Genomic DNA, 24,752 nt, shown 5'->3' on the forward strand with positions numbered 1-24,752 from the left:
AGGCCGGGGGGATGTCGCGGATCGGCCGTGCGGTGCCGGCCGTCGCGGTTCAGCTGGAGTAGGCGCTGTTCTCGTGGACGTAGTCGGCCGTGAGGTCGTTGGTCCACACCGAGGCGCTCGCCGTACCGGCGTTGAGGTCGGCGGTGATGACCACCTCGCGGCCCTTCATGTCCACCAGCTCGCGGTCCTCGCCGACACCGCCGTCCTTGCAGACCCAGACGCCGTTGATGGCCACGTCGAGCCGGTCGGGGTCGAAGGCGGCGGCGGTGGTGCCGATCGCGGACAGCACCCGGCCCCAGTTGGGGTCCTCGCCGTGGATGGCGCACTTGAGCAGGTTGTTGCGGCTGATGGTGCGGGCGACCTCGACCGCCTCGTCCTCGGTGGCGGCACCGGTGACGTCGATCCGGATGTCCTTGCTGGCGCCCTCGGCGTCGCCGATCAGCTGGCGGGCCAGGTCGGCGCTGACGGTGCGGACGGCCTCGGCGAACTCGGCCGGGTCCGGGGTGGTGCCGGTGGCGCCGGAGGCGAGCAGCAGCACGGTGTCGTTGGTCGACATGCAGCCGTCGGAGTCGATCCGGTCGAAGGTGGTGCGGGTGGCGCCGCGCAGCGCGGCGTCCAGGGCGGCGCTGTCCAGGTCGGCGTCGGTGGTGAGCACGACCAGCATGGTGGCCAGGCCGGGGGCGAGCATGCCCGCGCCCTTGGCCATCCCGCCGACCGTCCAGCCGGCCGGGCTGGTGACCTGGGCGGTCTTGTGCACGGTGTCGGTGGTCTTGATGGCGATCGCGGCGGCCTCGCCGCCGGTCCCGCTGAGCTCGCCGACGGCCAGGGTGACACCGGGCAGCAGGATGTCCATCGGGAGCCGGACGCCGATCAGGCCGGTGGAGGCGACGGCGACCTCGCCGGCGTTGAGCTCCAGCTCGGCGGCGACCTTCTCGGCGGTGGCGTGGGTGTCCTGGAAGCCGGCCGGGCCGGTGCAGGCGTTGGCGCCACCGGAGTTGAGGACGACGGCGGAGACCCGGCCGCCCTTGAGGACCTGCTGGGACCAGAGCACCGGCGCGGCCTTGACCCGGTTGGAGGTGAAGACGCCGGCCGCGGCGAACGACGGACCGTCGTTGACCACCAGGGCGAGGTCCGGGGTGCCGGAGGCCTTGATGCCCGCGGTCACGCCGGCGGCCCGGAAGCCCTGGGCGGCGGTCACGCCGGTGTTCGGGGTGGTCACGGTGCGACTCCGTTCAGCGGAAGGCCCAGCTCCTCGGGGAGACCGAGGGCGATGTTCATGCTCTGCACCGCGCCGCCGGCGGTGCCCTTGACCAGGTTGTCGATCGCGCTGATCGCGATGATCCGCCCGGCGGTGGCGTCCAGGGCGACCTGGACCAGGGCGGTGTTGGCGCCGTAGACGCTGCTGGTCTGCGGCCACTGCCCCTCGGGCAGCAGGTGGACGAAGGGCTCGTCGGCGAACGCCTCGGCGTACGCGGCGCGCAGGCTCCCGGCGGTGACGCCCGGCTTCGCCTTGGCGGAGCAGGTGGCCAGGATGCCGCGCGGCATCGGGACCAGGGTGGGGGTGAAGGAGACGGTGACCGGCTGACCGGCGACCGGGCTGAGGTTCTGCACCATCTCGGGGGTGTGCCGGTGCACGCCGCCGACGCCGTACGGGCTGACGTTGCCCATGACCTCGCTGCCGAGCAGGTGGGTCTTGGCGGCCTTGCCCGCGCCGGAGGTGCCGGAGGCGGCGACCACCACGGCCTCCGGCTCGGCGAGGTCGGCCGCGTAGGCCGGGAAGAGCGCCAGGGAGACGGCGGTCGGGTAGCAGCCGGGCACGGCGATCCGGTTGCTGCCCTTCAACGCGGCGCGGTGGCCGGGGAGTTCGGGCAGGCCGTAGGGCCAGGTGCCGGCGTGGGCGCTGCCGTAGAACTGCTCCCAGTCGGTGGCGGCCTTGAGCCGGAAGTCGGCGCCGCAGTCGATCACCAGGACGTTCTGGCCGAGGGCCTCGGCGACGGCGGCGGACTGGCCGTGCGGCAGCGCCAGGAACACCACGTCGTGGTCGGCCAGCACCTCGGGGGTGGTGGGCTGGAGGACGCGGTCGGCCAGCGGGATCAGGTGCGGTTGCAGCTCACCCAGTCTGGTCCCCGCGTTCGAGCCGCCGGTCAGCGCCCCGATCTCCACCTCCGGGTGGCCGAGCAGCAGGCGCAGCACCTCGCCGCCCGCATACCCGCTCGCGCCGGCGACGGCGACTCGCAATGCCATGGCGTTCCTCCTTTGTCGTGGCATGAATATACGCGTGAGGGAAAATCCATGCAAGGAGTTCATGGTGGGGCCGGGGCCCACCCGAGTGGGGCGGGCCGGCCGGCGACCGGGCCGGTCAGCGCTTGACCGCCCGCAGCACCACGAACTTCGGGTTCCCGGCCACGAGTTGGCAGTTGCCGAACAACTTGCGCAGCTTCACGTGGTAGCCGAGGTGGCGGTTGCCGACCACCCAGAGCTCGCCGCCCGGTCGCAGTGCCCGTCGGGCGCCGGTGAACATCCGCCAGGCGGTGGCGTCGGTGGTCGCCTGGTGGGAGTGGAACGGCGGGTTGTTGAGCACCAGGTCCACCGAGCCCGGGGCGAACACCGCCGGGTCGAGCGCGTCGGCGGTGCGGAACTCGGCCGGGGCGTCCGGGCCCAGGTTGGTGCGGAAGGTCTCCTCGGCGGAGGCCACCGCCTGGTGCGACTCGTCCACGAACAGCAGCTCGGCACCCGGACCGGCCAGCGCGGCGGCCGTACCGACCACGCCGTTGCCACAGCCCAGGTCGACCACCCGGTCACCGGGGGCCGGGGTGGGCAGGTGGGCCAGGAAGAAGCGGGTGCCGATGTCGAGCCGCTCGGCGCAGAAGGTGCCCGCGTGGTTCACCACGGTGCGGCCGGCGGCGGCGCCGATGTCGGACGGCAGCGCGTAGCGGTGCGGCCACGGGTTGGGGCCGCGGTCGAGCGCCGGGTCGGGGGTGCAGAGGATCAGCCGGGCCTTGCGGACCGCGAGCGAGGTGCGGGTCGGGCCGAGGACCTTCTCGAAGAGCTGGAGGGTGGAGGTGTGGATCTCGGTCACCATGCCGGTGCCGATCACCACCGTGCCGGAGTGGATCGCCGGAGCGAGCCGGTGCAGCTGGTCCTCCAGCAGGGCCAGGCTCTTGGGGACGCGCACCAGCAGGACGTCGATCCGCTCCGGCGGGGTGTCCCGGGTGGTCAGCAGCCTGGCCTCGTCGACGGCGGCGCCGGCCCGGGCGAGGTTCTCCCGGGTGGCCTGGCGGCCGAGGTGGGAGTCGCTGATCTGCACCGGTTCGTACGGTGCGGGTGCGGGTGCGGTGGCCGACTCGGCGGACGGCGCGGTGGCCGGCTCGGTGGACAGCGCGGTGGTCAGCGCGCCCCAGCGGTCGCCGAGGACGACGATCCGGCGGCCGGCCAGCTCGGTGGCGGCGCCCCCGGCACTGTCGGTCTCGCCGGCGAGGTGGCGCAGCAGGTACTCGTCGGCGGCGTCCCAGGCCCGCAGCCGCTCGCGCGGATCCACCGGGAAGCGGGTGAGGTCGAGGGTGCCCCAGGGGGTCGCGAAGGTGGTTGCGGACGGTGACGAGGCGGGCGTGGTCTGCGGATTCATCGTGTTCTCAGGCTATCCGAAGGTCCGCCGGGGAACGGTTTCGGCAGATACTGGAAGAGCCCGACCGAGAGGGGTGAGGGCGATGGACTGGAAGCTCGAAGTCGTGGTGGTCCCGGTGGCGGACGTGGACCGCGCGAAGCTCTTCTACGAGGAGCAGGCCGGCTTCAGGGTCGACCACGACACCCGGCTGCGGGACGGCGTCCGGGTGGTCCAGCTGACTCCCCCGGGCTCGCCCTGCTCGATCGTGGTGGGCACCGGGGTGATCGAGGCGGCGCCCGGCTCGGTGAAGGGCCTCCAACTGGTGGTGCCGGACATCGAGAAGGCGCACGCGGAACTGGCCGCCCGGGGCGTGGTGGTCAGCCCGGTCCAGCACTTCGTCGCGGGGGCGCGGGTGAACGGGCACGGCGAGGCCTGGAACAACTTCGTGTTCTTCAACGACCCGGACGGCAACGGCTGGGCGGTCCAGGAGGCCCCCGCAGCGGCTTAGGTAGGCTCCGGGGATGGCTGAACACGAGGGAAGCGTGCGGGTGGACGCCTGGATCTGGTCGGTCCGGCTGGCCAAGACGCGGGCGCTGGCCGCGGCCGCCTGCAAGGCCGGACACGTGCGGGTGAACGGCGAGCGGGCCAAGCCGGCGCAGACGCTCAAGGCCGGGGACGAGGTCCGGGTCCGCGAGGAGGGGTACGAGCGGGTGGTCGTGGTGCGGCAGCTGATCCGTAAGCGGGTCGGCGCCGCGGTCGCGGCGGAGTGCCTGACCGACAACAGCCCGCCGCGGCCGCCGCGCGAGTTCGTCGCACCGGTCTTCGAGCGGGACCGCGGCGCCGGGCGCCCCACCAAGCGGGAGCGCCGGGACCTGGACCAGCTGCGCCACCGCTAGGGCGGGCCCGCTACGACGCTACGCAGCGGTGTCGGTGAGCACCTTGGCGAGGAAGGCATCGAGGTTGTCCACCGTCCGGGCGATCTGCCGCTCCAGCGGCAGCGACTCGTCCGGCCTGGTCACCAGGGTGGACTTCTTCACCCCGCGGACGTAGAGCGAGCAGGCGAGGTCCGCGCAGATGTACGTACCGACGGTGTTGCCCTCGCGCCCGGACGCCCCGGCCCGGCGGGCCGCCAGCAGGGCGACGCCCGACCCGGCGTGCGCGGTGATGCACAGCGAGCAGACGTTGGTCTTGGTCAGGCTGCGCCGGACCATCGGCGAGCGCAGCGTCACGCCGACCAGCTCGCCGCCGTGCGGCGCCACCAGGTACGCCCGATCGGGTGCGCCCTGGTCCCGCCAGCCGAGGAAGTCCAAGTCCCCCCAGGGGAGTTCGGCCAGGCCCCGGGGCAGGTTGAGCCGACGGGCCTCGCCCTTGGAGCAGTTGACGAAGGACGCGCGGATCTCAAGGTCGCCGAGTGGTTCCATGAGGCGGAAACTAACACCGCCCGGCGTGCCCTGTCGCGTCAATTCCAGCCGGTGCGCACCGGGTGCGCGGCCTGCAGGGCGAGCCGCCGCGGGGCGTCCTCGCCGATCCGGGTGAGCAGGTCGTCCAGGGCGAGGAAGGCCTCCCAGCGTTCCCGGCCGGTGGCGGCGGCGAGCCGGTCGACCACCCGGTCCTCCAGGTCCTGGACGCGCTGGTTCTTCCAGGCCTTGTCCGCCAGGCTGACCAGCAACTCCTCGGTGGTGGTGCCGGGTTCGCCCCAGCTGGCGTGGCTGCGGGCGAACCGGGCCAGCGGCTCGGGCACGCCGTGGGCCAGCAGCAGTGCGTAGCCGGCGGGTTCGTGCGCGGAGCCGGGCGCCGAGAGCTCCTCGGGGTGGACGGCCTTGCCGATGTCGTGGGTGGCGGCGCCGAACCGGACGGCCGCGCGGTCGAGGTCCAGTCCCTGCCCGGCCCAGAACTCGGCGATCCGCTCGGCGACTTCGGCCACCAGCGCGAGGTGGGCGACCAGTCGGGGCGGGGCGTCGACAGTCCGCAGCAGTTCGGCGACGTCGGGCGGCAGCGGGGGCAGGGACGGCAGCGGCGGCCGGACGGTGGTCATGCCGCAGGGTATCCGCGGCGGTGCCGGACTGTCAGTACCCGGACGTAGGGTGCGGTCACCGGTCCCGGCGCCGGAGGGGGGCGCCGGGACCGGGCCCGCTCACGACTTGAGGGCGACGCCCGCGTACGCGGAGACGTCCTGCCAGCCCTCGGGCAGCTCGGTGGTGCGGATGTGGCCCGCGTCGGGGCGCCAGAGCGGGAGTTGGACGAGCCCGGGGCCGACGAACTCGAAGTCGCCGAAGAAGGGTTCGACGTCGGCCCGGGGTCGCAGCACCAGCGGGGCGCTGGCGCTCCGGTAGATCCGGGTGCCCTCGGCGGCGCTCTCCCGGGAGGCGAAGTCGGGGCTGCCGTGGGAGAGGATCAGGGCGCTGCCGGGGGCGAGCGCCTCGCGCAGGGTGCGGACGATCCGCTGGGCGCCCTCCTCGTCCCGGATGAAGTGCAGGACGGCGACCAGCATCAGCGCGACGGGCCGGCCGAGGTCGACGGCGGCGGCGAGCGCGGGGTGGCCCAGGATCGCCTCCGGGTCGCGCAGGTCGGCCTCGATCACGGAGGTGTGCCCGGCCGGGTGGCCGGCCAGCAGGGCGCGGGCGTGGGTGGCGACGATCGGGTCGTTGTCCACGTAGACCACCCGGGCGTCCGGGGCGACCCGCTGGGCGACCTCGTTGGTGGAGCCCACGGCCGGGATGCCGGTGCCGATGTCGATGAACTGGCGGATCCCCCGGCCCGCCGCGAACTCGACGGCCCGGCCGAGGAACTGCCGGTTGGTGCGGGCCAGCAGCGGCAGCGCGGGGTAGGCGGCTATCGCGGCCTGGGCGGCCTTGCGGTCCGCCTCGAAGTTGTCCTTGCCGCCCAGGTAGTAGTCGTACATCCGGGCGGTGTGCGGGATGCCGGTGTCGAGCTCGCTCGGCGGCTGCCAGTCGTCGGCTCTGGCCCACTCCCAGCCGGTGCCGGTGTCCTGGTCGATGGCCGCGGTGTCCTCGTGCATCCTGTTCCGCCCCCAATGCGCAATGCCGGAATGTGCCTACTGCCCCGTAACACGCGGTGCGCGGTGATCGTATCCAAGGACACGCCGTGGAAACAGCGGTAGTTCAGGTTTCCGCAACACCCGAGGAGCAAGATGTGTGCACGTCAAAGAGGGTGCCGAGGGCGCCCGGGGCCGGCCCCCGGTCCCGACCCCGGACCGCGGCACCGGATGGCGGCACCGGATCGCCCGGCGGGTCCGTCCTCTCTATGCTGACTGCCGATGACTGCCGACCGCCGCACCGTACTGCGCACCGCCGCCAAGCTGGCCGCCCTTACCGCCGCCGGCGGGCTCCTCTCGTCCTGCGGCACCGGCACGCCCCGGCGCGCCGAGACCGGGACGTTCGCCGCGCACCCCGGCAGTATCGACCCCCAGCACACCACCGACCCGGCCTGGAACGGCGGCGAGGGACCCGCCTCCCCCAGCCCGACCGCCACCGCCGAGGCGACCCCGGCCGAAGCGGCCCCGGCCGCCGCCACGGCCACCGCCCCCCCCCCCGCCCCGCCCGTACTACCCCCGCTGGCGGCCGGCACCCCGTACGAGGTGGTGCACGGCTCGCGCACCGGCAAGCTCGTGGCGCTCACCTGTCACGGCAGCGGCGACCCGAAGCTCGCCACCGCCCTGCTGGAGGCCGCCGAGCAACGCGGCGTCAAACTCACCGTGATGGCGGTCGGCAGCTGGCTGGACCAGCAGCCGCAGATGGTCCGGCGGATCCTGGACGCCGGCCACGAACTGGGCAACCACACCCAGAACCACCTCGACATCTCCGCGATGAGCCCGGACCAGGCCCGCGCCGAGATCGCCCAGTGCGCCGAGCGGCTGCAACGGCTGACCGGCTCGATCGGCCGCTGGTTCCGGCCCTCCGCCGCCCAGTACGCCACCTCGATGGTGCGCGAGCAGGCCAAGGCGGTCGGCTACGAGCACGTGCTCTCCTTCGACGTCGACCCGCGCGACTACAACGACCCGAGCGCCGCCGAGCTGCAGCGCCGGGTGCTGAACGCGGTGCGCGGCGGCTCGGTGGTGGCGCTGCACATGAGCCACCAGTGCACCATCGACGCGCTGCCGGCGATCCTGGACGGGCTGACCAAGGCGGGGCTCAAGCCGGTCACCGCCAGCCAGCTCTGCGCCTGAGCCGCTGATCAGGCGGCTCAGGCGGCTGGGCTCAGGCGGCTCAGGCCATCGGGTCGTCCTCCTTGTACGGCCGCAGCCGCAGCGTCCTGGCGTCCGCCGCCCGGATCGCGTCGGCCCGGGCGACCAGCTCCTCCAGGTCGTCCCGGCCCGCGTGGATGAACCGCCCGTGCAGCGCGTCGAAACGGCCGCGGGCGGCGTCCACGGTGACCGCGACCACGTACGGGATCGAGCCCCAGGCCTTCATGTCCCTGAACATCGGCATCGCGGCCGTCATGTCGGTGGCCACCGCCCCGGGGCTGATGTCGAGCACCACCACGTCGTGGTCGGCCAGCGAGTCCGCCATGTTGTCGGAGAGCTGGAGCAGCGCGCCCTTGGAGGTCGCGTACGCGGTGTAGTGGCCGTCCGGGCGCAGCGCGAAGCCGGAGTTGAGGTTGACCACCCGGCCGCGGCGGCGGGCGACCATGCCGGGCAGGACGCAGCGCAGCAGGTTGTAGGGGCCCCGCAGATTGGTCTCGATCACCTGCCACCACTGGTTGGGGTCGGTCTCCCAGAGCGGCACCTCGGCGCGGTCGACCAGTCCGGCGTTGTTGACCAGCAGGTCGATCGGGCCGAGGTCGCGTTCGACCAGCCGGACGGCCTCGCGCACCGAGCCGGGACGGCAGACGTCGGCGGTGACGGCGACGCCCCGGGTGCCGCGCCGGACGCACTCCTTGAGGGTGTCGGTCAGCGTCTCGTGGGTGCGGCCGACCAGGCCGACGGCCATGCCCTCGGCGGCCAGGCCGATGGCGATCTCCCGGCCGATGCCCCGGCCGCCGCCGCTGACCAGGGCGACCTGTCCTGTGAGCGATCCCGTCGGCACCTCGTGCTCCCTTCCCGTCCCCGGCCCCCGTCTGCGGCATTCTGTCCGGCGCCGGGCGGCGGCGGGCCCGGGCACACGCGCGGGCCGCCCGGCCTCACCCGATCGGGGGCGTGCCGCCGGTGACACCCCACCGGGGAGGGGGTGACCTACTGGCCAGTACGGAGTAGTAACGTCGTCGGGGGCGGTGACCGGTGCACCCGTTCCGGCGCACCGGCCCGTTGACCAGCAGCTCGCTGGGTGACCAGTTCGCTGGGCGACCCCCAGCACCACCGAAGGGCAACTGAGTGACTGACATCGCGCGCGTCGGAGTGATCGGCTGCGGCCTGATGGGGTCGGGCATCGCCGAGGTCTTCGCCCGGGCCGGGCTGGACGTCCTGGTGGCCGAGGCCAGCGGCGAGGCGCTGGAGTTCGGGCGCACCCGGCTGACCAACTCGCTGGAGACCGCGGTCAAGCGCGGCAAGCTGACCGCCGAGCAGCGGGACGACGCGCTGTCCCGGCTCTCCTTCACCGTCGAGCTGTCCGACTTCGCCGACCGCGACCTGGTGGTCGAGGCGGTCGCCGAGCGCGAGGACATCAAGGTCCGGATCTTCCAGACGCTGGACCAGGTGGTCCAGCGCCGGGACGCGATCCTGGCCTCCAACACCTCCTCGATCCCGATCGTGAAGCTGGCCGCCGCCACCTCCCGCCCGGAGCAGGTCATCGGCCTGCACTTCTTCAACCCGGCGCCGGTGCAGAAGCTGGTCGAGGTCATCCCGACCCTGACCACCTCGGCGACCACCACCGAGCGGGTCGAGGCCTTCGCCACCCAGGTGCTCGGCAAGGAGCCGATCCGCGCCCGCGACCGGGCCGGCTTCGTGGTCAACGCGCTGCTGGTGCCGTACCTGCTCTCCGCGGTGCGGATGTTCGAGTCGGGCGTGGCCACCGCCTCCGACATCGACAAGGGCATGGAGGCCGGCTGCGCCCACCCGATGGGCCCGCTGCGGCTGTGCGACCTGATCGGCCTGGACACCATCGTCTCGATCGCCGAGTCGATGTACGACGAGTACAAGGAGCCGCTGTACGCCGCTCCCCCGCTGCTGTCCCGGATGGTCGACGCCGGTCTGCTGGGCCGCAAGTCCGGTCGCGGCTTCTACGACTACACCGCGAGCGCCTGACGCCGTCGGGCGGGTGCGTCGGGGCCCGGGAGCCGAACACGGCTCCCGGGCCCCGACGTCTCCGGGTCAGCTGCTGATGCTGTAACTGTCGCCGTAGACCTTCCACTTGAGCGGCGGGGCGAGGTCGAAGTTCTTCGCCTTCAGGAACACCAGCTGCTCGGTGTCGACCCGGCTGGTGTCGGAGTGCGCCTCCTCCTTCTTCATGACCACCTTGCGGGCGTCCAGGAAGGCCTTGAGGTAGGTCGCCTCGTCACCGCCCTGGGCGGGCGTCCTGGCCTTCCTCATCGCGGCCGCGCGGATGCCGCCGAAGCTGTCGGAGCCGTCGCCCGGTCCGTGCATCACGATCGCGTCGTAGTAGGCGAACTGGCCGAGGGCGCGCAGGCCGTCGGCCTTGGCCTGCCGGACGGCGGGGCCGAAGTACACCCGGTCGCGCTCGTCGTTCTGGGCCTGCTGGAAGGTCGCGTCCTTGGCGGCCTTGGCCCAGTCCCGGACGAACGGGGTGCCGAGGCCGGAGTGCGAGGCGCTGCCGTTGACCTTCTCCAGCGCGGGCAGGTACCCCGCGAGGACGTTGCCGGGCTTGAGGTCGGTGTAGTGCCGGACCAGGTCGAGCATGTCGCCGGTGCCGGAGCAGAAGCCGATGATGCCCGCGGTGTAGCCGCGGCCGTCGCCGATGTCCTCGATGTACTCGTACTGGGCCCGCCAGTCCAGCGAGGAGTTCTCGGCACTGGACACCAGCTGCATCGCGATGTCCTTCTTGTGCGGGTCGTCGAGGCCGACTCCCTTGGCCTGGAGGGAGGTTGCGGCCGTGGGGGCGGCCTGGGCGGCCGTGGTGGCCGCGACGGTGAGGGGCGCGGCCAGCAGGGCGGCGGCGAGGGCGGTCCGGAGGGCACGACAGGGCTGGGGACGCATGGGGACGCTCCGTTTCCTGAGGGTTAGGAAACCTTCCTAACCAGGAATTAACGCCCCGACTCCGGTACCGCGCAAGGGTTTTGACAAAACACTTCAAACACGACGTCAAGCACGACGAACTCCAGGCACAACGGAAGCGGGCCCCGCCCCTGCCTCTCGGCAGGGACGGGGCCCGCTGTCGGGTGCGACGGGACCGGGCCCGCTACGGGATCAGGCCCCGCGGAGCACCGCTCCGGTGCGGCTGACGGCCTCGGCGACGGCCGCCTCGCGGGCGGCGGTGGCCTCGTCGGCGGTCAGGGTGCGGTCGGCCGCGCGGAAGCGCAGCGCGTAGGCCAGCGACTTCTTGCCCTCGCCGACCTGCTCGCCGGTGAACACGTCGAACAGCCGGATGGCCTCCAGCAGTTCACCCGCGCCCGAACGCAGCGCGGCCTCCACCTCGGCGGCCGGGACGGCGGTGTCGACGATCAGCGCGACGTCCTGGGTGGCCACCGGGAAGCCGGAGACCGCCGGGCCGTCGACCGGCCGCGAGCCGTCCGCCGTCAGCAGGTCGACGTCGAGCTCCATCGCCGCGGTACGGGCCGGCAGACCGAGCGCCTTGACCACCCGCGGGTGCAGCTCACCGGCGTGGCCGACCACCCGGTCGGTGCCGGTGACGACCAGCTCGGCGCAGCGGCCCGGGTGCCAGGGCTCCAGCCGGCCCGGACGGACGGTCAGCTCGACGCCGGCCGCGCGGGCCACCGTGCGGGCCGCCTCGATCGCGTCCGCCCAGGAGGCCTGGTCGCCCTTGCCCCACCAGCCGGAGGGCAGCCGCTCGCCCGCGAGGGCGACGGCGACCCGGCGCGGCTGGTCCGGCAGCGCGGCGTCCAGCTCGGCCAGCTCCGCGTCGCTCGGCCGGCGGTCGACGGCCGGGCGCGGGGCCACGGTCCGCTCGTCCTTCGGCAGGAAGACGGTGCCGGTCTCGAAGACCGCCAGGTCGGTGTTGCCCCGGCCGACGTTGCGGCGCAGCGCGCCGAGCAGGCCCGGCAGCATGGTGGTGCGCAGCGACGGTTCCTCGTCGTTGAGCGGGTTCACCAGCTTGACCGTACGGCGGCGGCGGTCCTCCGGCTCCAGGCCGAGCGCCTCGAAGGCGGACTCGCCGAGGAACGGGTAGTTGTTGACCTCGACGTAACCGGCCCCGGCCAGCGCCACGCCGATCCGGCGGTGCACCCGCTGGGCCTCGGTCAGGCCCTTGCCCGGCGGGACGTTCGGCATCCGGGCGGGGACGTTGTCGTAGCCCTCCAGCCGGATGACCTCCTCGGCGAGGTCGTACGGGTCGGTGAGGTCCGGGCGCCAGGTCGGCGGGGTGACCTCCAGGACGTCGGCGCCCGAGACCGAGCAGCCGATCTCCTGCAGCCGCCGGGTGACGGTCTCGCGACCGTACGCCGTACCGGCCACCCGGTCCGGCAGGTCGGCCGCGATGGTGATGGTGCGCACCGGGTGCGGGGCCGCGATGTCGGTGACCCCGGCCTCGGCGGTGCCGCCGGCGATCAGCACCAGCAGGTCGACGGCGCGCTGCGCGGCGGCGCGGGCGGCCTCCGGGTCGACGCCGCGCTCGAAGCGCTTGGACGCCTCGGAGGGCAGCTTGTGCCGCTTGGCGGTGCGGGCGATGACGACCGGGTCGAAGTGCGCGGCCTCGATGATCACCTCGGTGGTGCCCGGGCCTGCGGCCGGGTCGAGGATCTCGGTGGAGGCGCCGCCCATGACCCCGGCCAGCCCGATCGGGCCGCTGGTGTCGCAGATCAGCAGGTCCTCGGCGGCGAGCTTGCGCTCGACCCCGTCCAGGGTGGTGAGGGTCTCGCCCTCGGCCGCCCGGCGGACCGTGATCGGGCCGGAGACCCGCTGCTTGTCGTAGGCGTGCAGCGGCTGACCGACCTCCAGCATCACGTAGTTGGTGATGTCGACGGTCAGCGAGATCGGCCGGATGCCCGCCTTCTGCAGCCGGCGCTGCAGCCAGATCGGGGACTTGGCGGCCGGGTCCACGCCGACGACCGTACGGGCCACGAAGCGGTCGCAGCCGACCGGGTCGTTGACCTTGACCAGGTAGCCGAAGGAGTTGGCCGGGGGCACGTCCAGCAGCGCCGGGTCGGCCAGCGGCAGCCCGTACGCGGCGGCGGCCTCACGGGCCACCCCGCGCATCGACAGGCAGTAGCCGCGGTCCGGGGTGACGGCGATGTCCAGCACGTCGTCGACCAGCTGGAGCAGCTCGATGGCGTCCGTACCGGCCTCGAACTCCGGCGGGAGCACGATGATGCCGGCGTGGTCGTCGCCCATGCCGAGCTCGCGGGCGGAGCAGATCATGCCGGCCGAGGTCTGGCCGTAGGTCTTGCGGGCCGCGATCGGGAACGGGCCGGGCAGCACCGCGCCCGGGAGCACCACCACGACCTTGTCGCCGACGGCGAAGTTGGTCGCGCCGCAGACGATCTCCTGCGGCTCGCCGGTGCCGTTCGCGTCGCCGACGTTCACGAAGCAGTGTCGGATCGGCTTCTTGAAGCCGGACAGCTCCTCGATGGAGAGCACCTCGCCGACCACCAAGGGGCCCTTGAGGTCGGCGCCGATCTGCTCGACGGTCTCGACCTCCAGTCCGGCCCGGACCAGGCGCTCGGCCACGTCGCGGCCGGTCTCCCCGGCCGGAAGGTCGACGTACTCGCGCAGCCAGGAAAGCGGGACGCGCATCAGATCTCCATCCCGAACGGGAGGGTGAAGCGGACGTCACCCTCGACCATGTCGCGCATGTCGGCGACGTTGTGACGATTCATCAGAATCCGCTCCAGGCCCAGGCCGAAGGCGAACCCGCTGTAGCGGTTCGGGTCCACGCCGCAGGCGACCAGCACCCGCGGGTTGACCACGCCGCAGCCGCCGAGCTCGATCCAGCCCTCGGAGGAGCAGGTACGGCACGGGCGGTCCGGGTTGCCGACGCTCTCGCCGCGGCACACGAAGCACTGCAGGTCGATCTCGGCGCTCGGCTCGGTGAACGGGAAGTACGAGGGGCGCCAGCGCAGCTCCAGGCCGCCGCCGATCAGCTTCTCGACCAGCACCTCGATGGTGCCCTTGAGGTCGGCGAAGGTGATGCCCTCGTCCACCGCGAGGCCCTCGACCTGGCGGAACACCGGGGTGTGGGTGGCGTCCAGCTCGTCGGTCCGGTAGACCCGGCCGGGGCAGACCACGTAGACCGGGGGCTCGCGGTCGAGCAGGGTGCGGGCCTGGACCGGGGAGGTCTGGGTGCGCAGCACCACGCCGGAGTCGGCGGAACCGTCCGGGGCCTGGACGAAGAAGGTGTCCTGCATCGAGCGGGCCGGGTGGTCCGGGCCCAGGTTGAGGGCGTCGAAGTTCAGCCACTCGGCCTCGACCTCGGGGCCCTCGGCGACCTGGTAGCCCATCGCGACGAAGGTGTCCTCGATGCGCTCGGCCAGCGTGGTCAGCGGGTGCCGGGCGCCGCGCGGAGTGCGGTCATACGGCAGCGTGACGTCCACCGCCTCCTCGACCAGCACACGGGCGTCCCGCTCCGCCTCCAGCTCGGCCTGCCGCTTGGCGAGCGCCTGGTTGACGGCGCCGCGGGCCTGGCCGATCAGCTTGCCGGCCGCGGCCTTGGCGTGCGGGGGAAGGGCGCCGATCTCGCGGTTGGCGAGCGAGAGCGCGGAACGGTCGCCGGTGTGCGCGACCTTGACCTGCTTCAGCTCGTCCAGGGAGCCGGCGGCGGCGAAGGCGGCGATCGCCTCGTCCCGCGCCTGCTCCACCACCTCGGGCTTGAGGGCCTCGACCTCGACCGGGTCGTACGACTTGTTGGGTGCCGACATCTCTATCTTTCCCGTGCTCCTGCTCGTCCGTGCTCAGGTCTGTGGGCCAACGCCAAAGGTCGAGTGTAGTCGCAGCGTGTAGCGCCACCGGCGGGACGCCCGTCCGGCGGGACCCCGGAGCACGGATCAGAGCATGCCGTGCTCGTCGTTCATGCTCTTTCAGAGCATGCTCTGCTTGTCGTCCATGCTCTTTCAGAGCATGAAGTCGGGCACCCCGGCGGGCAGGATGAACCGGAACCGGGCCCCGCCGCCGGGCGCGCGGTCGACCCTGATCGAGCCGCCGTGGGCCTCCACGATGCCCTTGACGATGTAGAGCCCCAGGCCGGTGCCGCCGCGCTTGGAGCCCCGCCAGAAGCGGGTGAAGACGCGCGGGATCGACTCCTCGGGGATGCCGCTGCCCTCGTCGCTCACCGTGACCGCGGTGCCCTCGACGATGCGGGGCGGGGTGCCGGGGCGCTCCCAGACGGGGGCCTCGACGACCTCCTTGGCCGGTGCCACCTCGATGGTGACGGTTCCCTCGCCGTGCCGCACCGCGTTCTCCAGCAGGTTGGCCAGCACCTGGTCGACCTTGTCCGGGTCCGCCCAGAGCACGGTCAGCGGCTCGGTGATCCGGATGTCGAAGCGCTCCTCGGGGATGCCGGTGGCGACCTTGCGCTCGACGTGCCGGCGCACCGCGGCCGCCAGGTCGACCACCTGCTTGCGCAGCTCCAGCCGGCCGGCGTCGATCCGGGAGATGTCCAGCAGCTCGGCGATCAGCCGGGTGACCCGGTCCGCGTCGGCGTCCACGGTCTCCAGCATCAGCCGCTTCTGGCCGTCGGTGAACCGCTCCCACTTGGCCAGCAGCGTCGCGGTGAAGCCCTTGACGCTGGTCAGCGGGGAGCGCAGCTCGTGCGCGACGGTGGCGATCAGCTCGGCGTGGCTGCGCTCGGTGCGGCGCCGGGCCTCGGTGCCGCGCAGGGCGACCACCAGGCGCTCCAGCGGGCCGAGCGGCACCGCCCGCACGTACCGGGCGGAGACCAGCACCTCACGGCCGCCGGGCAGCAGCAGGTTGCGCTCGGGCTGGCCGGTGCGGATCGCCAGGCCGCCGTACGGATCGGTCAGCTGCCACCAGCGGCGGCCGTCCAGGTCCTCCAGCGGCAGGACGTCCTCCAGGGCGCTGTCGAGCGCGGCCGCCGGGAGCACACCGGTGAGCCGGGCCGCGGCCCGGTTGAAGCAGACCACCCGGCCCAGCGCGTCGGCGACCACCAGGCCGTCCGGCAGGTCGTCCGGGTCGAGCTCGGGTCCGCTGCCGACCATGGGTTGCCTCCCCGATTACCCACCGTGCCGTTCCCCCCACCGAGGCAGACCCTAGCGCCTCGCAGGCCCCGGCAGTAGGGCTTGCAACGTGGTGATCCCGGCGCGCCCGGGGGCGTGTCGGCCGTTCGATCGGTACGGGTCGACCGTTCGGGCCGGAGGGGTCAGCCGTCGGCGCGGCAGCCGCCGGGCGAGCGCTGGGCCCGGGCCGAGGCGTACAGGCAGACGGCGGCGGCGGTGGCCAGGTTGAGGCTCTCCGCGTGGCCGTGGATCGGGACGCGCACGACCTCGTCGGTGAGCGCGCGGGTCTCCTCCGGGAGCCCCCAGGCCTCGTTGCCGAACACCCACGCGCCGGGGGCGCCCAGGGTGCCCTCGTCCAGCTCCTGGTCCAGGTCGCGCTCCCCCGCGCCGTCCGCGGCGAGCACCCGGACGCCGGCCGCGCGCAGCTGCCCGACCGCCTCCTCGACCGGCACGCCGACCGCCACCGGCAGGTGGAACAGGCTGCCGACGGAGGCCCGGACGGCCTTGGGGTTGTACAGGTCCACCGAGGCGTCGGTGAGCACCACGGCGTCCGCGCCGGCCGCGTCGGCGGTGCGCAGCACGGTGCCGGCGTTGCCGGGGTCACGCACGTGGGCGAGGATCGCCACCAGCTTCGGCCGGGCCGCCAGCACCTCGGCGAACGGGGTGTCGATGAAGCGGCAGAGCGCCACGATCCCCTGCGGGGTCACCGTGTCGCAGATGTCGGCGATCACCTCGTCGGTGGCGGTCAGCACCGGCAGCCCCTCGGCCAGCGCGGCCTCGACGATGTCCGCGTGCCGCTCGGCGGCCTCCAGGCCCACGTACACCTCGACCACGGCGTGCTCGGCCGTCCCCGGCAGCTTGCCGAACGCGATGGCCTCCCGGACGGCCTGCGGGCCCTCCGCCAGGAAGAGGCGCTCCTTGGTCCGCTGGTTCCGCTTGGCCAGCCGGCGGGCGGCGACGACGCGCGGCGAGCGCAGGGAGGTGAGCAGGGGGGTCTCGGTGCTCGGCATGGTCTCGTTCTCTGGAGGCGCTGACTCTGGAGGTGCTGACGCTGGAGGTACTGACGTTCGGCGTGCTGACGCTCGACGTGCTGGGGGGCGAACGCAGAACCGGACCCGCAGGAGAGCCTGCGGGTCCGGTCAGAGCTCAACCGATCTCGGAAGATCAGGCGGCGTCGGCGGCGGCCTTCGGGGCGTTCACGTCGGCCGGCAGCGCCTTCTGGGCGACCTCGACCAGGGAGGCGAACGCACCCGGGTCGTTGACGGCCAGGTCGGCCAGCATCTTGCGGTCGATCTCGACGCTGGCGGCCTTCAGGCCCTGCACGAAGCGGTTGTAGGTGATGCCGTTGGCACGGGCCGCAGCGTTGATGCGCTGGATCCAGAGCTGACGGAAGTCGCCCTTGCGCTTCTTGCGGTCGTTGAAGTTGTAGACCAGCGAGTGGGTGACCTGCTCCTTGGCCTTGCGGTACAGGCGCGAGCGCTGGCCCCGGTAGCCGCTGGCGCGCTCCAGGATGACCCGGCGCTTCTTGTGGGCGTTGACTGCCCGCTTGACGCGTGCCACTTGATTACTCCTTGGGTTGGACCACGGACTACTTCACGTGGTCCGTCATTCGAATGGGTCGGGAAGGATCAGCTGCCCCGCACACGGCTCGCGCCGGGCGGGAGGGCGATCACTTGCCGAGAAGCTTCTTGATCTTCTTGGCGTCAGCGGGGGCCAGCTCGACGGTCCCGGCCAGCTTGCGGGTCAGCGTCGAGGGCTTGTGCTCCAGGAGGTGGCGGCGACCGGCGCGCTCGCGCAGCACCTTGCCAGAGCCACTGATCTTGAAGCGCTTGCTGGCGCCACTGTGCGTCTTCTGCTTCGGCATTTCGCCGTATCTCCTCGTCGGTCCCGTTCACGCCCGCTCGGCCTGCGCCGACGGGCGTGAACTGGATGGATCTGCGGTGACCGGGCGGGTGCCCCGTCACCGTGGGGGCCGACCCCGGACTGCCGTGAGCCTTGCGGCTCAGGCGCCCTGGGGGGCGGCCGGCTGCTCGACCGGAGCCTCGGCCTCGGGGGCCTCGACCTCGGCCGGGGCGTCCTGCACCTCGGCGACCTCGTCGATCACGTCGGCGTCGTCGTCGATCACGTCGACGTCGTCGATCAGGTCGGCGTCGTCCGCGGCGGCGGCGTCGTCGGACCCGGGGGTCCGGCCGAGCCGCTCGGCCTTACGGGCGTCGGCGAGGGCGCGGGCCTCGGCCATGGCCTCGGTCTTCTTCTTGTGCGGGCCAAGAACCATGATCATGTTTCGGCCGTCCTGCTTCGGCGAGGACTCGACGAAGCCCAGGTCCTGGACGTCGTCGGCGAGCCGCTGCAGCAGACGGAAGCCCAGCTCGGGGCGGGACTGCTCACGACCGCGGAACATGATCGTGATCTTGACCTTGTCGCCCTGCTTGAGGAACCGGACGACGTGACCCTTCTTGGTGTCATAGTCGTGCGGGTCGATCTTCGGCCGGAGCTTCATCTCCTTGATGACCGTGTGCGCCTGGTTCTTGCGCGCCTCACGGGCCTTCATGGCCGACTCGTACTTGAACTTGCCGTAGTCCATGAGCTTGCACACCGGCGGCCGGGCGGTCGCCGCGACCTCGACCAGGTCGAGGTCGTACTCCTGCGCGAGCTCCAGCGCCTTGGCAAGCGGCACGATGCCGACCTGCTCGCCGCTGGGACCGACGAGTCGCACCTCCGGAACGCGAATCCGGTCGTTGATGCGGGGCTCGGTGCTGATGGGGCCTCCTCGGTTGCACCTTCTGCGATGCGGCCGTCGGACGGCGGACGCACGTAGTGGACTCGACCACTGGGCGGGGCTTCATTCGTGCTGCGCTGCCCGGTACCTGTCGGCACCGCGGGCACCCGCGACACGAAAAAAGCCCCGCTCGGTACAAGCGGGGCTCCACACAACCGGGGGCGGCATCCGGTGAGGGACGCTGCGGGCGACTCGGCGCCGTGGCGCCCGTCGCGGACCGGACCCGTCGACCGTGAGGCCGCTCAGGTGGGAGACTTTCGCGGTTGCCCTCTCGGGCCTCCTCGCAGTGGAGCCTCCACTTGCTGGCCGAGCGCCCATGCGGGATCCCGGCCGGTCAGTCTCGAAGCTTACAGCGTCGCGGGGTCGAACGCCATTCCGCCCCCCGCACACTGCCCTCCGTCCGCCCCCCGGGCCCCTTGTACGCTCCACCTGTACCCACACCGCACGACGGAACGAGCCCCCCTTGAGCAGCGAGCCCACCCAGACCCCCGACGCGGACGACCACGCGATCGGCTTCGACGACCTCACCCGCGACATCGCCGAGGTCCCGGCCGTCGAGGTGATCACCACCGTCGCGGTGCACCTGATGAGCGCGGCCGCGGTCAAGTGCGGCCTGGCCGAGGGCGGCGAGAAGGACAAGGACCTGGACGAGGCCCGCAAGCTGATCACCGCGCTCGCCGGGCTGGTCACGGCCGGCGCCCCGGAGATCAGCAACTTCCACGCGGCCCCGCTGCGGGACGGGCTGCGCTCGCTGCAGCTGGCGTTCCGCGAAGCCTCGCTGGTGCCGGACGCCCCGGGCACCGGGCCGGGCGAGAAGTTCACCGGGCCGGTCTACTCCTAGTCGAGATCAAAATGACCACCTACGAAATTTCGTAGGTGGTCATTTTCGTCTCGACTACCGCCGGTACAGCGCCTCCCCCGGCAGCTGCGCGTCGGCCGGCAGCACCGCGAGGTCCAGCCCCCGGTCCAGCCGGACCCGCAGCACCGGGTCCCCGGCCACCGCCCGGCCGACCCGCTGGGCCGCCTCCTGCAGCCCCGACCGGTCCAGCGCCGGGTCGAGGACCACCGCGAGCACCCCGTCCGAGTCCTCCAACGGCGCCAGCAGCCCGCTGACCACCTGCGGCTCGGCCGCCAGCAGCGCCCGCACCGCCTCCCGCACCTCCGGGTCGCGCACCGGCGGCAGGTAGCGGCGGTTCTCCGCCAGCGCCCGCAGCCGGGCCCCGGTCAGCAGGAAGGGGACCGGCCCGGCCGGGTCGATCAGCAGCGTGTCGGCGCGCTCGGAGAAGGCGACCATCGCGGCCTGCGGCGCCGCGGTCGGCGCCGGACGGGCGTCGGCGCGCCAGCGGGTGAGCGTCTCCAGCGACGTGAAGGCGGGCAGCGCGCGGCGCCCGTCCGGGGCCTCCAGCACCGGGACGGCCATGTCACTGGTCTTGTCGTGCTTGTGCCCGTGCTCGTCCACCTCGACCTCGCCGAGGACGGCCACGATCGGGACCATCAGCCGGGTCGGGGTCAGCGCCGCCAGCACCTCGGGCTCGACCTCGCGGTCCTGCGACCAGCGGGCGAGGGCCGCGGTCAACGCCGGGTCCGCCGTGCCGTCGTCGTCGGAGAAGCCGGGGTTCGGGATGCTCTTGCCGACGAACGCCGGGTTGGAGAAGTCTTTGCGGTCCACCCGGCCGACCCTATGCCACCGGACGTCGCCGCCCGCATTTCCCCGCACGCGCCCCCTACCGGGCGGTAGCGCGCTGTGGCAGCCTGCGCGCATGGTCATCCTCGTATCGCGCACCCCTGTCACGGACCGGCACCGGTACGACCGGGCCACCGCCCACCTGGACGGGCCGGTGGCCGTCGTGGACCTCGCCGCCTTCGACGCCAACGCCGCCGACCTGGTCCGCCGGGCGGGCGGCAAGCCGATCCGGGTGGCGAGCAAGTCGCTGCGCTGCCGGGCGCTGCTGGAGCGGGCGTTGGCGGTGGACGGCTTCCTCGGGGTGATGAGTTTCACCCTGGACGAGTCGCTCTGGCTGGCCCGCACCGGTATGCGCGACGTGCTGCTCGCCTACCCCTCCGCCGACCGCACCGGCTACGCCGAACTGACCGCCGACGAGGAGCTGGCCGGCCGGGTCACCGTCGTCCTGGACGACCCGGCCCAGCTGGACCTGATCGACAAAGCCCGTACCGGCGACGCCGAGGTGCGGGTCTGCCTCGAACTGGACACCGCCCTGCACCTGTTCGGCGGGAGGGTCCGGGTCGGCGCCCGGCGCTCGCCGCTGCGCACCCCGGAGGAGCTGAGCGCCTTCGCCGAACTCGTCCAGCGCCGCCCGGGGTTCCGGGTGGTCGGGCTGATGGCGTACGAGGGACACGTCGCCGGGGTGGGCGACCGGGTGCCCGGACGGCCGGTCCGCTCGCAGGTGATCCGGCTGATGCAGACCAAGGCGCGGACCGAACTGGCCGAACGGCGCGCCGCGGTGGTGCGGCGGCTGCGGCAGGTGGCGGAGCTGGAGTTCGTCAACGGCGGCGGCACCGGCAGCGTGGAGTCCACCGCCGCCGAACGCGCCGTCACCGAGGTGGCCGCCGGCTCCGGGCTCTACCAGCCGCAACTGTTCGACAACTACCGCGGGTTCCGGGGCCGTCCGGCCGCACTCTTCGGCCAGCCGGTGGTGCGGCGCCCCGGCGTCGGGGTGGTCACGGTGCTGGGCGGCGGCTACCCGGCCTCCGGCGCGGCCGGACCGGACCGCTCCCCGGTGCCGTACCTGCCGCCGGGGCTGCACTACGACCCGATGGAGGGCGCGGGCGAGGTGCAGACCCCGCTGATCGGCCCGGCGGCCGACGACCTGCTGATCGGCGACCGGGTCTGGTTCCGGCACGCCAAGGCGGGTGAGCTGTGCGAGCGCTTCGCGGAACTGCACCTGATCGAGGGGGACCGGGTCGTCCGAACGGTGCCGACGTACCGGGGTGAGGGGAAGACGTTTCTCTGACGCGTCGACCATCCGGTGCCCTACCGTGGTGTCTTGAGCACCTACGAAAGTTCGTAGGTGCTCAAGGCGAGGGCAGCAGCGAAACGGAGGGGCCGCATGGACGCCGAGCTCGTGCAGGAGATGGTGAAGTCAGGGGCCACCGCACTGGCCGGCCTGATGGCCAAGGCAGCCTGGGGGCAGGCGAGTTCGCGGGTCGCCAGGATGTTCGGGCGGGGCGAGCGGGACGAGGAGGCGACCGCCGAGCTGGAGGTCATCCGGGCCGAGGTACTGGAGGCCGGTGACAACCAGGAGGTCCTGGCCGACCAGACCGCGGCGCTGCGCAACCGGCTGCGCGCGCTGTTCCGGGAGAACCCGGAGGCGATCGACGAACTGCGGGACATCCTCGGTGAGTTCTCCCCTCAGGAGACGACGCGGATCGGCACGATCCACAACGAGGTGAGCAAGTCCACGATCCGCGGCAACGTGATCCAGACCGGCACCGGCAACGCACGGTTCTGACCTCGACCTTTCCGGAGCCTTAAGCGGGCCCGATGGAACACCTAACCCGGGTGTTCCGTCGGGCCTTTGTGCTGTTCGGGACCCTACAGTCCGTCAATAACCGCATCACGCGCGGCTATTGCCATCTGGTCCAGACCAATCCTACGCTCTGCCCGGGGGCCGCGATCCGGGCCGGCGGCCCCCGAACGGGCAGGCGTGTCCGCTCCCCCACACCCGCCCGGAACGACGGTCAAGGAGTCCCCACCCCATGTCCATCAAGCGAAGCGCCCTGTCCGTCGGCGTGGTCGGCGCCGCGGTCCTCGCGGTGGCCGCGACCACCGCCGGCACCGCCAGCGCCCACGGCACCATGACCGGCCCGGTCAGCCGGGTCGGCGCCTGCTACGCCGAGGGCCCCGAGCACCCGGTGTCCCAGGTGTGCAAGGACCTCGTCGCCGCGAGCGGCACCCAGCCGCTGTACGACTGGAACGAGGTCAACATCGCCAACGCCAACGGCAACCACCAGGCCCTGATCCCGGACGGCAAGCTCTGCTCCGCCAACCGCGACAAGTACGCGGCCCTGGACTGGCCGCGCACCGACTGGCCGGCCACCCCGGTCAGCGCGGGCAACTTCACCTTCCAGTTCCGCACCACCGCGCCGCACGCCGGCACCCAGACCGTCTACATCACCAAGCCGGGCTACGACCCCACCAAGCCGCTGAAGTGGTCGGACCTCGACCCGACCCCGGTCGCCCAGGTGCAGACCGACCGCAGCGCCGTCAACGGGTACTACACCTACTCGGGCGCCCTGCCGCAGCGCACCGGCCGCCAGCTGCTGTACACGGTCTGGCAGCGCAGCGACAGCCCGGAGGCGTTCTACAGCTGCTCGGACGTCGACTTCGGCGCCGCCACCACCGCCGGCGCCCCGGCGGTGTCCTCGCTCGCCGCCCCGGCCGCGCCCAGCGACGCCCAGATCGCCGCCGACGCGCCGAAGTCCACGGTCGCCCACCACGGGCACGGCGGGGACCCGAACGCCCCGGCGGGCCAGCCGATCCCGACCAGTTCCGCGGCCGTGGCCCCCTCCTCCGCCACCGGTCCGCTGCTGCTCGCCGGTGCGGCCGCGCTCGGCGTCGGCTGGGCGGGCATGGTGCTCCGGCGCCGTCGCATCGAGGCTGTTCGACGCGACGCCTGACGCCGGACGACGCGGGGCCGGGCCGGCCCCACCCCCGTCCGGTCCGGCTCCGCGACCCCAGTAGTGCCGAAGGCAACGGCGACGGCCCGCCCCGGAGGAGGGCTCCCCGGCGGGCCGTCGGGGGGGGCGGACCCCCCCCCCCCCCGGCGCGCCCGCCCCCCCCCCCACTGTGCCCCCCACCCCCCGGGCCCCGCCCCCCCCGGGAGGAGGTCTCCCGGGCGGGCCGTCGTGGTGTGAGGAGCGGGGCGGCTCAGGTGCTGGACGTCCCGGAGCCGTCGGGGCCGGCCGAGCCGCCGGAGGAACCGGACGAGCCGGCACCGCCGCCGGAGCTGGACCCGGCGCCACCGCCGGAGCCCGGCAGGCCGGGGATGCCCGGGATCTTGCCCTTGAAGTCGGCGATGCCCTTCACGATGCTGTCCATCACGGAGACGTCCGGCGCCTTGTCGGCGATGTCGAAGCCGAAGTGCACCGAGACCAGCGCCTTGCCGTCGGTGGTCGGGAAGACCACCGTCTGCACATAGCCGCTGTTGCCCTTGGTCGCGTTCACCTTCCAGCGGATCAGGTAGCCGTCCTGGCCGTTGACCTTCACCGCCTCGGACTTGAGCTCCTGGTGTCCGCTGACGTCGCCGTAGGAGCTCTTGACGGCCGCGTCCATGTCCGCCTTGGCCGCCGCCTGGACGTCCGTGCCGCCGCCGGTGATCCGGCCGGTGTTCACCCCGCCGAGGGTGCAGTTGTCGCTGCCGTCCGGGCACTTGTAGGCGCCGATGGTCAGCGCGGCGTAGCCGTCGTTGGTGGTGCCGGCCTGCCAGCCGGAGGGGGTGGGCAGGGTGAGGCCGTTGACCAGGTCGATCGCCTTGTTGGCGCCCGGCCTCGCCTTTCCGCCGCCGCTGCCGCCGTTCCCACCGGTACCGCCACCGGTCCCGCCGCCGTTGCCACCGCCGCTGCTGCCGTCACCGCCGTTCCCGCCGCCGAGGCCGGGGAAGCCGAACAGTCCGCCGCCGTCGTTCGGCGCGGGCTGCTGCCGGGCGCTGCTCTGCGGGCGGGAGTCGTTGTGGCCGTCCATCGCCAGGTAGGTGATGCCCGAGCCCGCGCCCAGACCGAGCACGGCGGCGACCACGGTGGCCACCACCAGCTTGGAGGGCTTGCGCCGGGGCTGGCGCGGCAGTGGCCCGCCGGGCGCGCCGTACGCGGTCCCGAAGGGCGGCGGCTCCGGGTACCGGACCGTCGGTCCGCTGTCCAGGACCTCGCCCTCCAGCACCCGGGGCTGCTCGGACGTCTCCGGCCCCGGAGCCGCGGCGGCCGGGGGCTCCGGCTGCGGGGCGTCCGAGGGTGCGGGCCGGGTGTCGGCCGTCCAGCCCTTGCCGTCCCACCAGCGCTGCTGCCTCGGGTCGCCGGTGGTGTCCTTCGGGTCCGGGTACCACCCGGCGGGGATCTGCTCACTCACAGCAAAGAATCTAAAGGTAGCCGGATAAACGC

General features: G+C 73.0%; 25 protein-coding genes. 8 read left to right on the forward strand and 17 right to left on the reverse strand.

The window, feature by feature from the left end; genetic code table 11:
- Window positions 1–49 precede the first annotated feature (49 nt).
- The 3 genes from argJ to ABTZ03_RS12945 form a co-directional block, all read right to left on the reverse strand.
- A complete protein-coding gene (gene argJ, locus ABTZ03_RS12935; protein WP_350513013.1) occupies window positions 50–1,198 on the reverse strand; it encodes a bifunctional glutamate N-acetyltransferase/amino-acid acetyltransferase ArgJ in 1,149 nt (382 codons plus the stop codon).
- A 17-nt stretch (window positions 1,199–1,215) separates the two neighbouring features.
- Window positions 1,216–2,244, reverse strand: a complete 1,029-nt coding sequence (gene argC, locus ABTZ03_RS12940; protein WP_350512955.1) for an N-acetyl-gamma-glutamyl-phosphate reductase — start codon at window positions 2,242–2,244, stop codon at window positions 1,216–1,218.
- A 115-nt stretch (window positions 2,245–2,359) separates the two neighbouring features.
- The gene (locus ABTZ03_RS12945) at window positions 2,360–3,625 is read right to left on the reverse strand and encodes a methyltransferase (RefSeq protein ID WP_350512956.1); all 1,266 of its coding nucleotides are present in this window, start codon (window positions 3,623–3,625) and stop codon (window positions 2,360–2,362) included.
- Between the two features lie 82 nt (window positions 3,626–3,707).
- Here ABTZ03_RS12945 and ABTZ03_RS12950 point away from each other — a divergent pair, with 82 nt between their 5' ends.
- On the forward strand, window positions 3,708–4,112 hold the full coding sequence (locus tag ABTZ03_RS12950; protein ID WP_350512957.1) for a VOC family protein: 405 nt from the start codon (window positions 3,708–3,710) through the stop codon (window positions 4,110–4,112).
- A gap of 13 nt (window positions 4,113–4,125) precedes the next feature.
- On the forward strand, window positions 4,126–4,500 hold the full coding sequence (locus ABTZ03_RS12955) for an RNA-binding S4 domain-containing protein (RefSeq protein ID WP_350512958.1): 375 nt from the start codon (window positions 4,126–4,128) through the stop codon (window positions 4,498–4,500).
- 18 nt (window positions 4,501–4,518) lie between these two features.
- Here ABTZ03_RS12955 and ABTZ03_RS12960 read toward each other — a convergent pair whose 3' ends face one another.
- The 3 genes from ABTZ03_RS12960 to ABTZ03_RS12970 form a co-directional block, all read right to left on the reverse strand.
- On the reverse strand, window positions 4,519–5,025 hold the full coding sequence (locus tag ABTZ03_RS12960) for an FBP domain-containing protein (protein ID WP_350512959.1): 507 nt from the start codon (window positions 5,023–5,025) through the stop codon (window positions 4,519–4,521).
- Window positions 5,026–5,063: 38 nt separating this feature from the next.
- The gene (locus tag ABTZ03_RS12965; RefSeq protein WP_350512960.1) at window positions 5,064–5,639 is read right to left on the reverse strand and encodes an HD domain-containing protein; all 576 of its coding nucleotides are present in this window, start codon (window positions 5,637–5,639) and stop codon (window positions 5,064–5,066) included.
- Window positions 5,640–5,738: 99 nt separating this feature from the next.
- Window positions 5,739–6,623, reverse strand: coding sequence for an SAM-dependent methyltransferase (locus tag ABTZ03_RS12970; RefSeq protein ID WP_350512961.1), 885 nt, complete (start codon window positions 6,621–6,623; stop codon window positions 5,739–5,741).
- A gap of 258 nt (window positions 6,624–6,881) precedes the next feature.
- On the opposite strand from ABTZ03_RS12970, the gene ABTZ03_RS12975 reads away from it, so the two are divergent.
- Entirely contained in the window at window positions 6,882–7,790 is a 909-nt protein-coding gene (locus ABTZ03_RS12975; protein ID WP_350512962.1) for a polysaccharide deacetylase family protein, read from the forward strand.
- A gap of 40 nt (window positions 7,791–7,830) precedes the next feature.
- On the opposite strand, the gene ABTZ03_RS12980 is transcribed toward ABTZ03_RS12975, so the two are convergent.
- A complete protein-coding gene (locus ABTZ03_RS12980) occupies window positions 7,831–8,649 on the reverse strand; it encodes an SDR family NAD(P)-dependent oxidoreductase (RefSeq protein WP_350512963.1) in 819 nt (272 codons plus the stop codon).
- A gap of 284 nt (window positions 8,650–8,933) precedes the next feature.
- Here ABTZ03_RS12980 and ABTZ03_RS12985 point away from each other — a divergent pair, with 284 nt between their 5' ends.
- Window positions 8,934–9,803: a 3-hydroxybutyryl-CoA dehydrogenase gene (locus ABTZ03_RS12985; RefSeq protein ID WP_350512964.1), complete on the forward strand. Its 870-nt coding sequence runs from the start codon at window positions 8,934–8,936 to the stop codon at window positions 9,801–9,803.
- A 66-nt stretch (window positions 9,804–9,869) separates the two neighbouring features.
- Here ABTZ03_RS12985 and ABTZ03_RS12990 read toward each other — a convergent pair whose 3' ends face one another.
- The 8 genes from ABTZ03_RS12990 to infC form a co-directional block, all read right to left on the reverse strand.
- Window positions 9,870–10,712: a chitosanase gene (locus tag ABTZ03_RS12990; RefSeq protein ID WP_350512965.1), complete on the reverse strand. Its 843-nt coding sequence runs from the start codon at window positions 10,710–10,712 to the stop codon at window positions 9,870–9,872.
- Between the two features lie 210 nt (window positions 10,713–10,922).
- Complete coding sequence (gene pheT / locus ABTZ03_RS12995) at window positions 10,923–13,424, reverse strand: phenylalanine--tRNA ligase subunit beta (protein WP_350512966.1); 2,502 nt, start codon at window positions 13,422–13,424, stop codon at window positions 10,923–10,925.
- Window positions 13,424–14,545, reverse strand: a complete 1,122-nt coding sequence (gene pheS, locus ABTZ03_RS13000) for a phenylalanine--tRNA ligase subunit alpha (RefSeq protein ID WP_350512967.1) — start codon at window positions 14,543–14,545, stop codon at window positions 13,424–13,426. Before pheS ends, pheT begins: the two co-directional genes overlap by 1 nt.
- Window positions 14,546–14,737: 192 nt before the next feature.
- Entirely contained in the window at window positions 14,738–15,841 is a 1,104-nt protein-coding gene (locus ABTZ03_RS13005) for a sensor histidine kinase (protein ID WP_350512968.1), read from the reverse strand.
- A gap of 161 nt (window positions 15,842–16,002) precedes the next feature.
- Window positions 16,003–16,869: a TrmH family RNA methyltransferase gene (locus ABTZ03_RS13010; protein WP_350512969.1), complete on the reverse strand. Its 867-nt coding sequence runs from the start codon at window positions 16,867–16,869 to the stop codon at window positions 16,003–16,005.
- Window positions 16,870–17,023: 154 nt separating this feature from the next.
- Window positions 17,024–17,419, reverse strand: a complete 396-nt coding sequence (rplT, locus tag ABTZ03_RS13015; protein WP_030055649.1) for a 50S ribosomal protein L20 — start codon at window positions 17,417–17,419, stop codon at window positions 17,024–17,026.
- Between the two features lie 109 nt (window positions 17,420–17,528).
- On the reverse strand, window positions 17,529–17,723 hold the full coding sequence (gene rpmI, locus ABTZ03_RS13020; RefSeq protein WP_030055648.1) for a 50S ribosomal protein L35: 195 nt from the start codon (window positions 17,721–17,723) through the stop codon (window positions 17,529–17,531).
- Between the two features lie 138 nt (window positions 17,724–17,861).
- On the reverse strand, window positions 17,862–18,620 hold the full coding sequence (infC, locus tag ABTZ03_RS13025; protein WP_350513014.1) for a translation initiation factor IF-3: 759 nt from the start codon (window positions 18,618–18,620) through the stop codon (window positions 17,862–17,864).
- Between the two features lie 481 nt (window positions 18,621–19,101).
- On the opposite strand from infC, the gene ABTZ03_RS13030 reads away from it, so the two are divergent.
- Window positions 19,102–19,479 (forward strand): DUF1844 domain-containing protein, encoded by a 378-nt coding sequence (locus tag ABTZ03_RS13030; protein ID WP_350512970.1) that lies wholly within the window; start codon window positions 19,102–19,104, stop codon window positions 19,477–19,479.
- Window positions 19,480–19,533: 54 nt separating this feature from the next.
- Here the strand turns inward: ABTZ03_RS13030 and ABTZ03_RS13035 are convergent, their stop codons facing one another.
- Window positions 19,534–20,307 (reverse strand): SseB family protein, encoded by a 774-nt coding sequence (locus ABTZ03_RS13035; protein ID WP_350512971.1) that lies wholly within the window; start codon window positions 20,305–20,307, stop codon window positions 19,534–19,536.
- Window positions 20,308–20,398: 91 nt separating this feature from the next.
- Between ABTZ03_RS13035 and ABTZ03_RS13040 the strand changes: the two genes are divergently transcribed.
- The 3 genes from ABTZ03_RS13040 to ABTZ03_RS13050 all read left to right on the forward strand — a co-directional run bounded on the left by ABTZ03_RS13040 (window position 20,399) and on the right by ABTZ03_RS13050 (window position 23,276).
- Window positions 20,399–21,610 (forward strand): amino acid deaminase/aldolase, encoded by a 1,212-nt coding sequence (locus ABTZ03_RS13040; RefSeq protein WP_350512972.1) that lies wholly within the window; start codon window positions 20,399–20,401, stop codon window positions 21,608–21,610.
- A 96-nt stretch (window positions 21,611–21,706) separates the two neighbouring features.
- Entirely contained in the window at window positions 21,707–22,108 is a 402-nt protein-coding gene (locus tag ABTZ03_RS13045) for a hypothetical protein (protein WP_350512973.1), read from the forward strand.
- A gap of 247 nt (window positions 22,109–22,355) precedes the next feature.
- On the forward strand, window positions 22,356–23,276 hold the full coding sequence (locus tag ABTZ03_RS13050) for a lytic polysaccharide monooxygenase auxiliary activity family 9 protein (protein WP_350512974.1): 921 nt from the start codon (window positions 22,356–22,358) through the stop codon (window positions 23,274–23,276).
- A 250-nt stretch (window positions 23,277–23,526) separates the two neighbouring features.
- On the opposite strand, the gene ABTZ03_RS13055 is transcribed toward ABTZ03_RS13050, so the two are convergent.
- Window positions 23,527–24,720, reverse strand: coding sequence for a DUF2510 domain-containing protein (locus ABTZ03_RS13055; protein ID WP_350512975.1), 1,194 nt, complete (start codon window positions 24,718–24,720; stop codon window positions 23,527–23,529).
- Window positions 24,721–24,752 lie beyond the last annotated feature (32 nt).

This window comes from Kitasatospora sp. NPDC096077 (assembly GCF_040303245.1).
Classification (GTDB): Bacteria; Actinomycetota; Actinomycetes; order Streptomycetales; family Streptomycetaceae; genus Kitasatospora.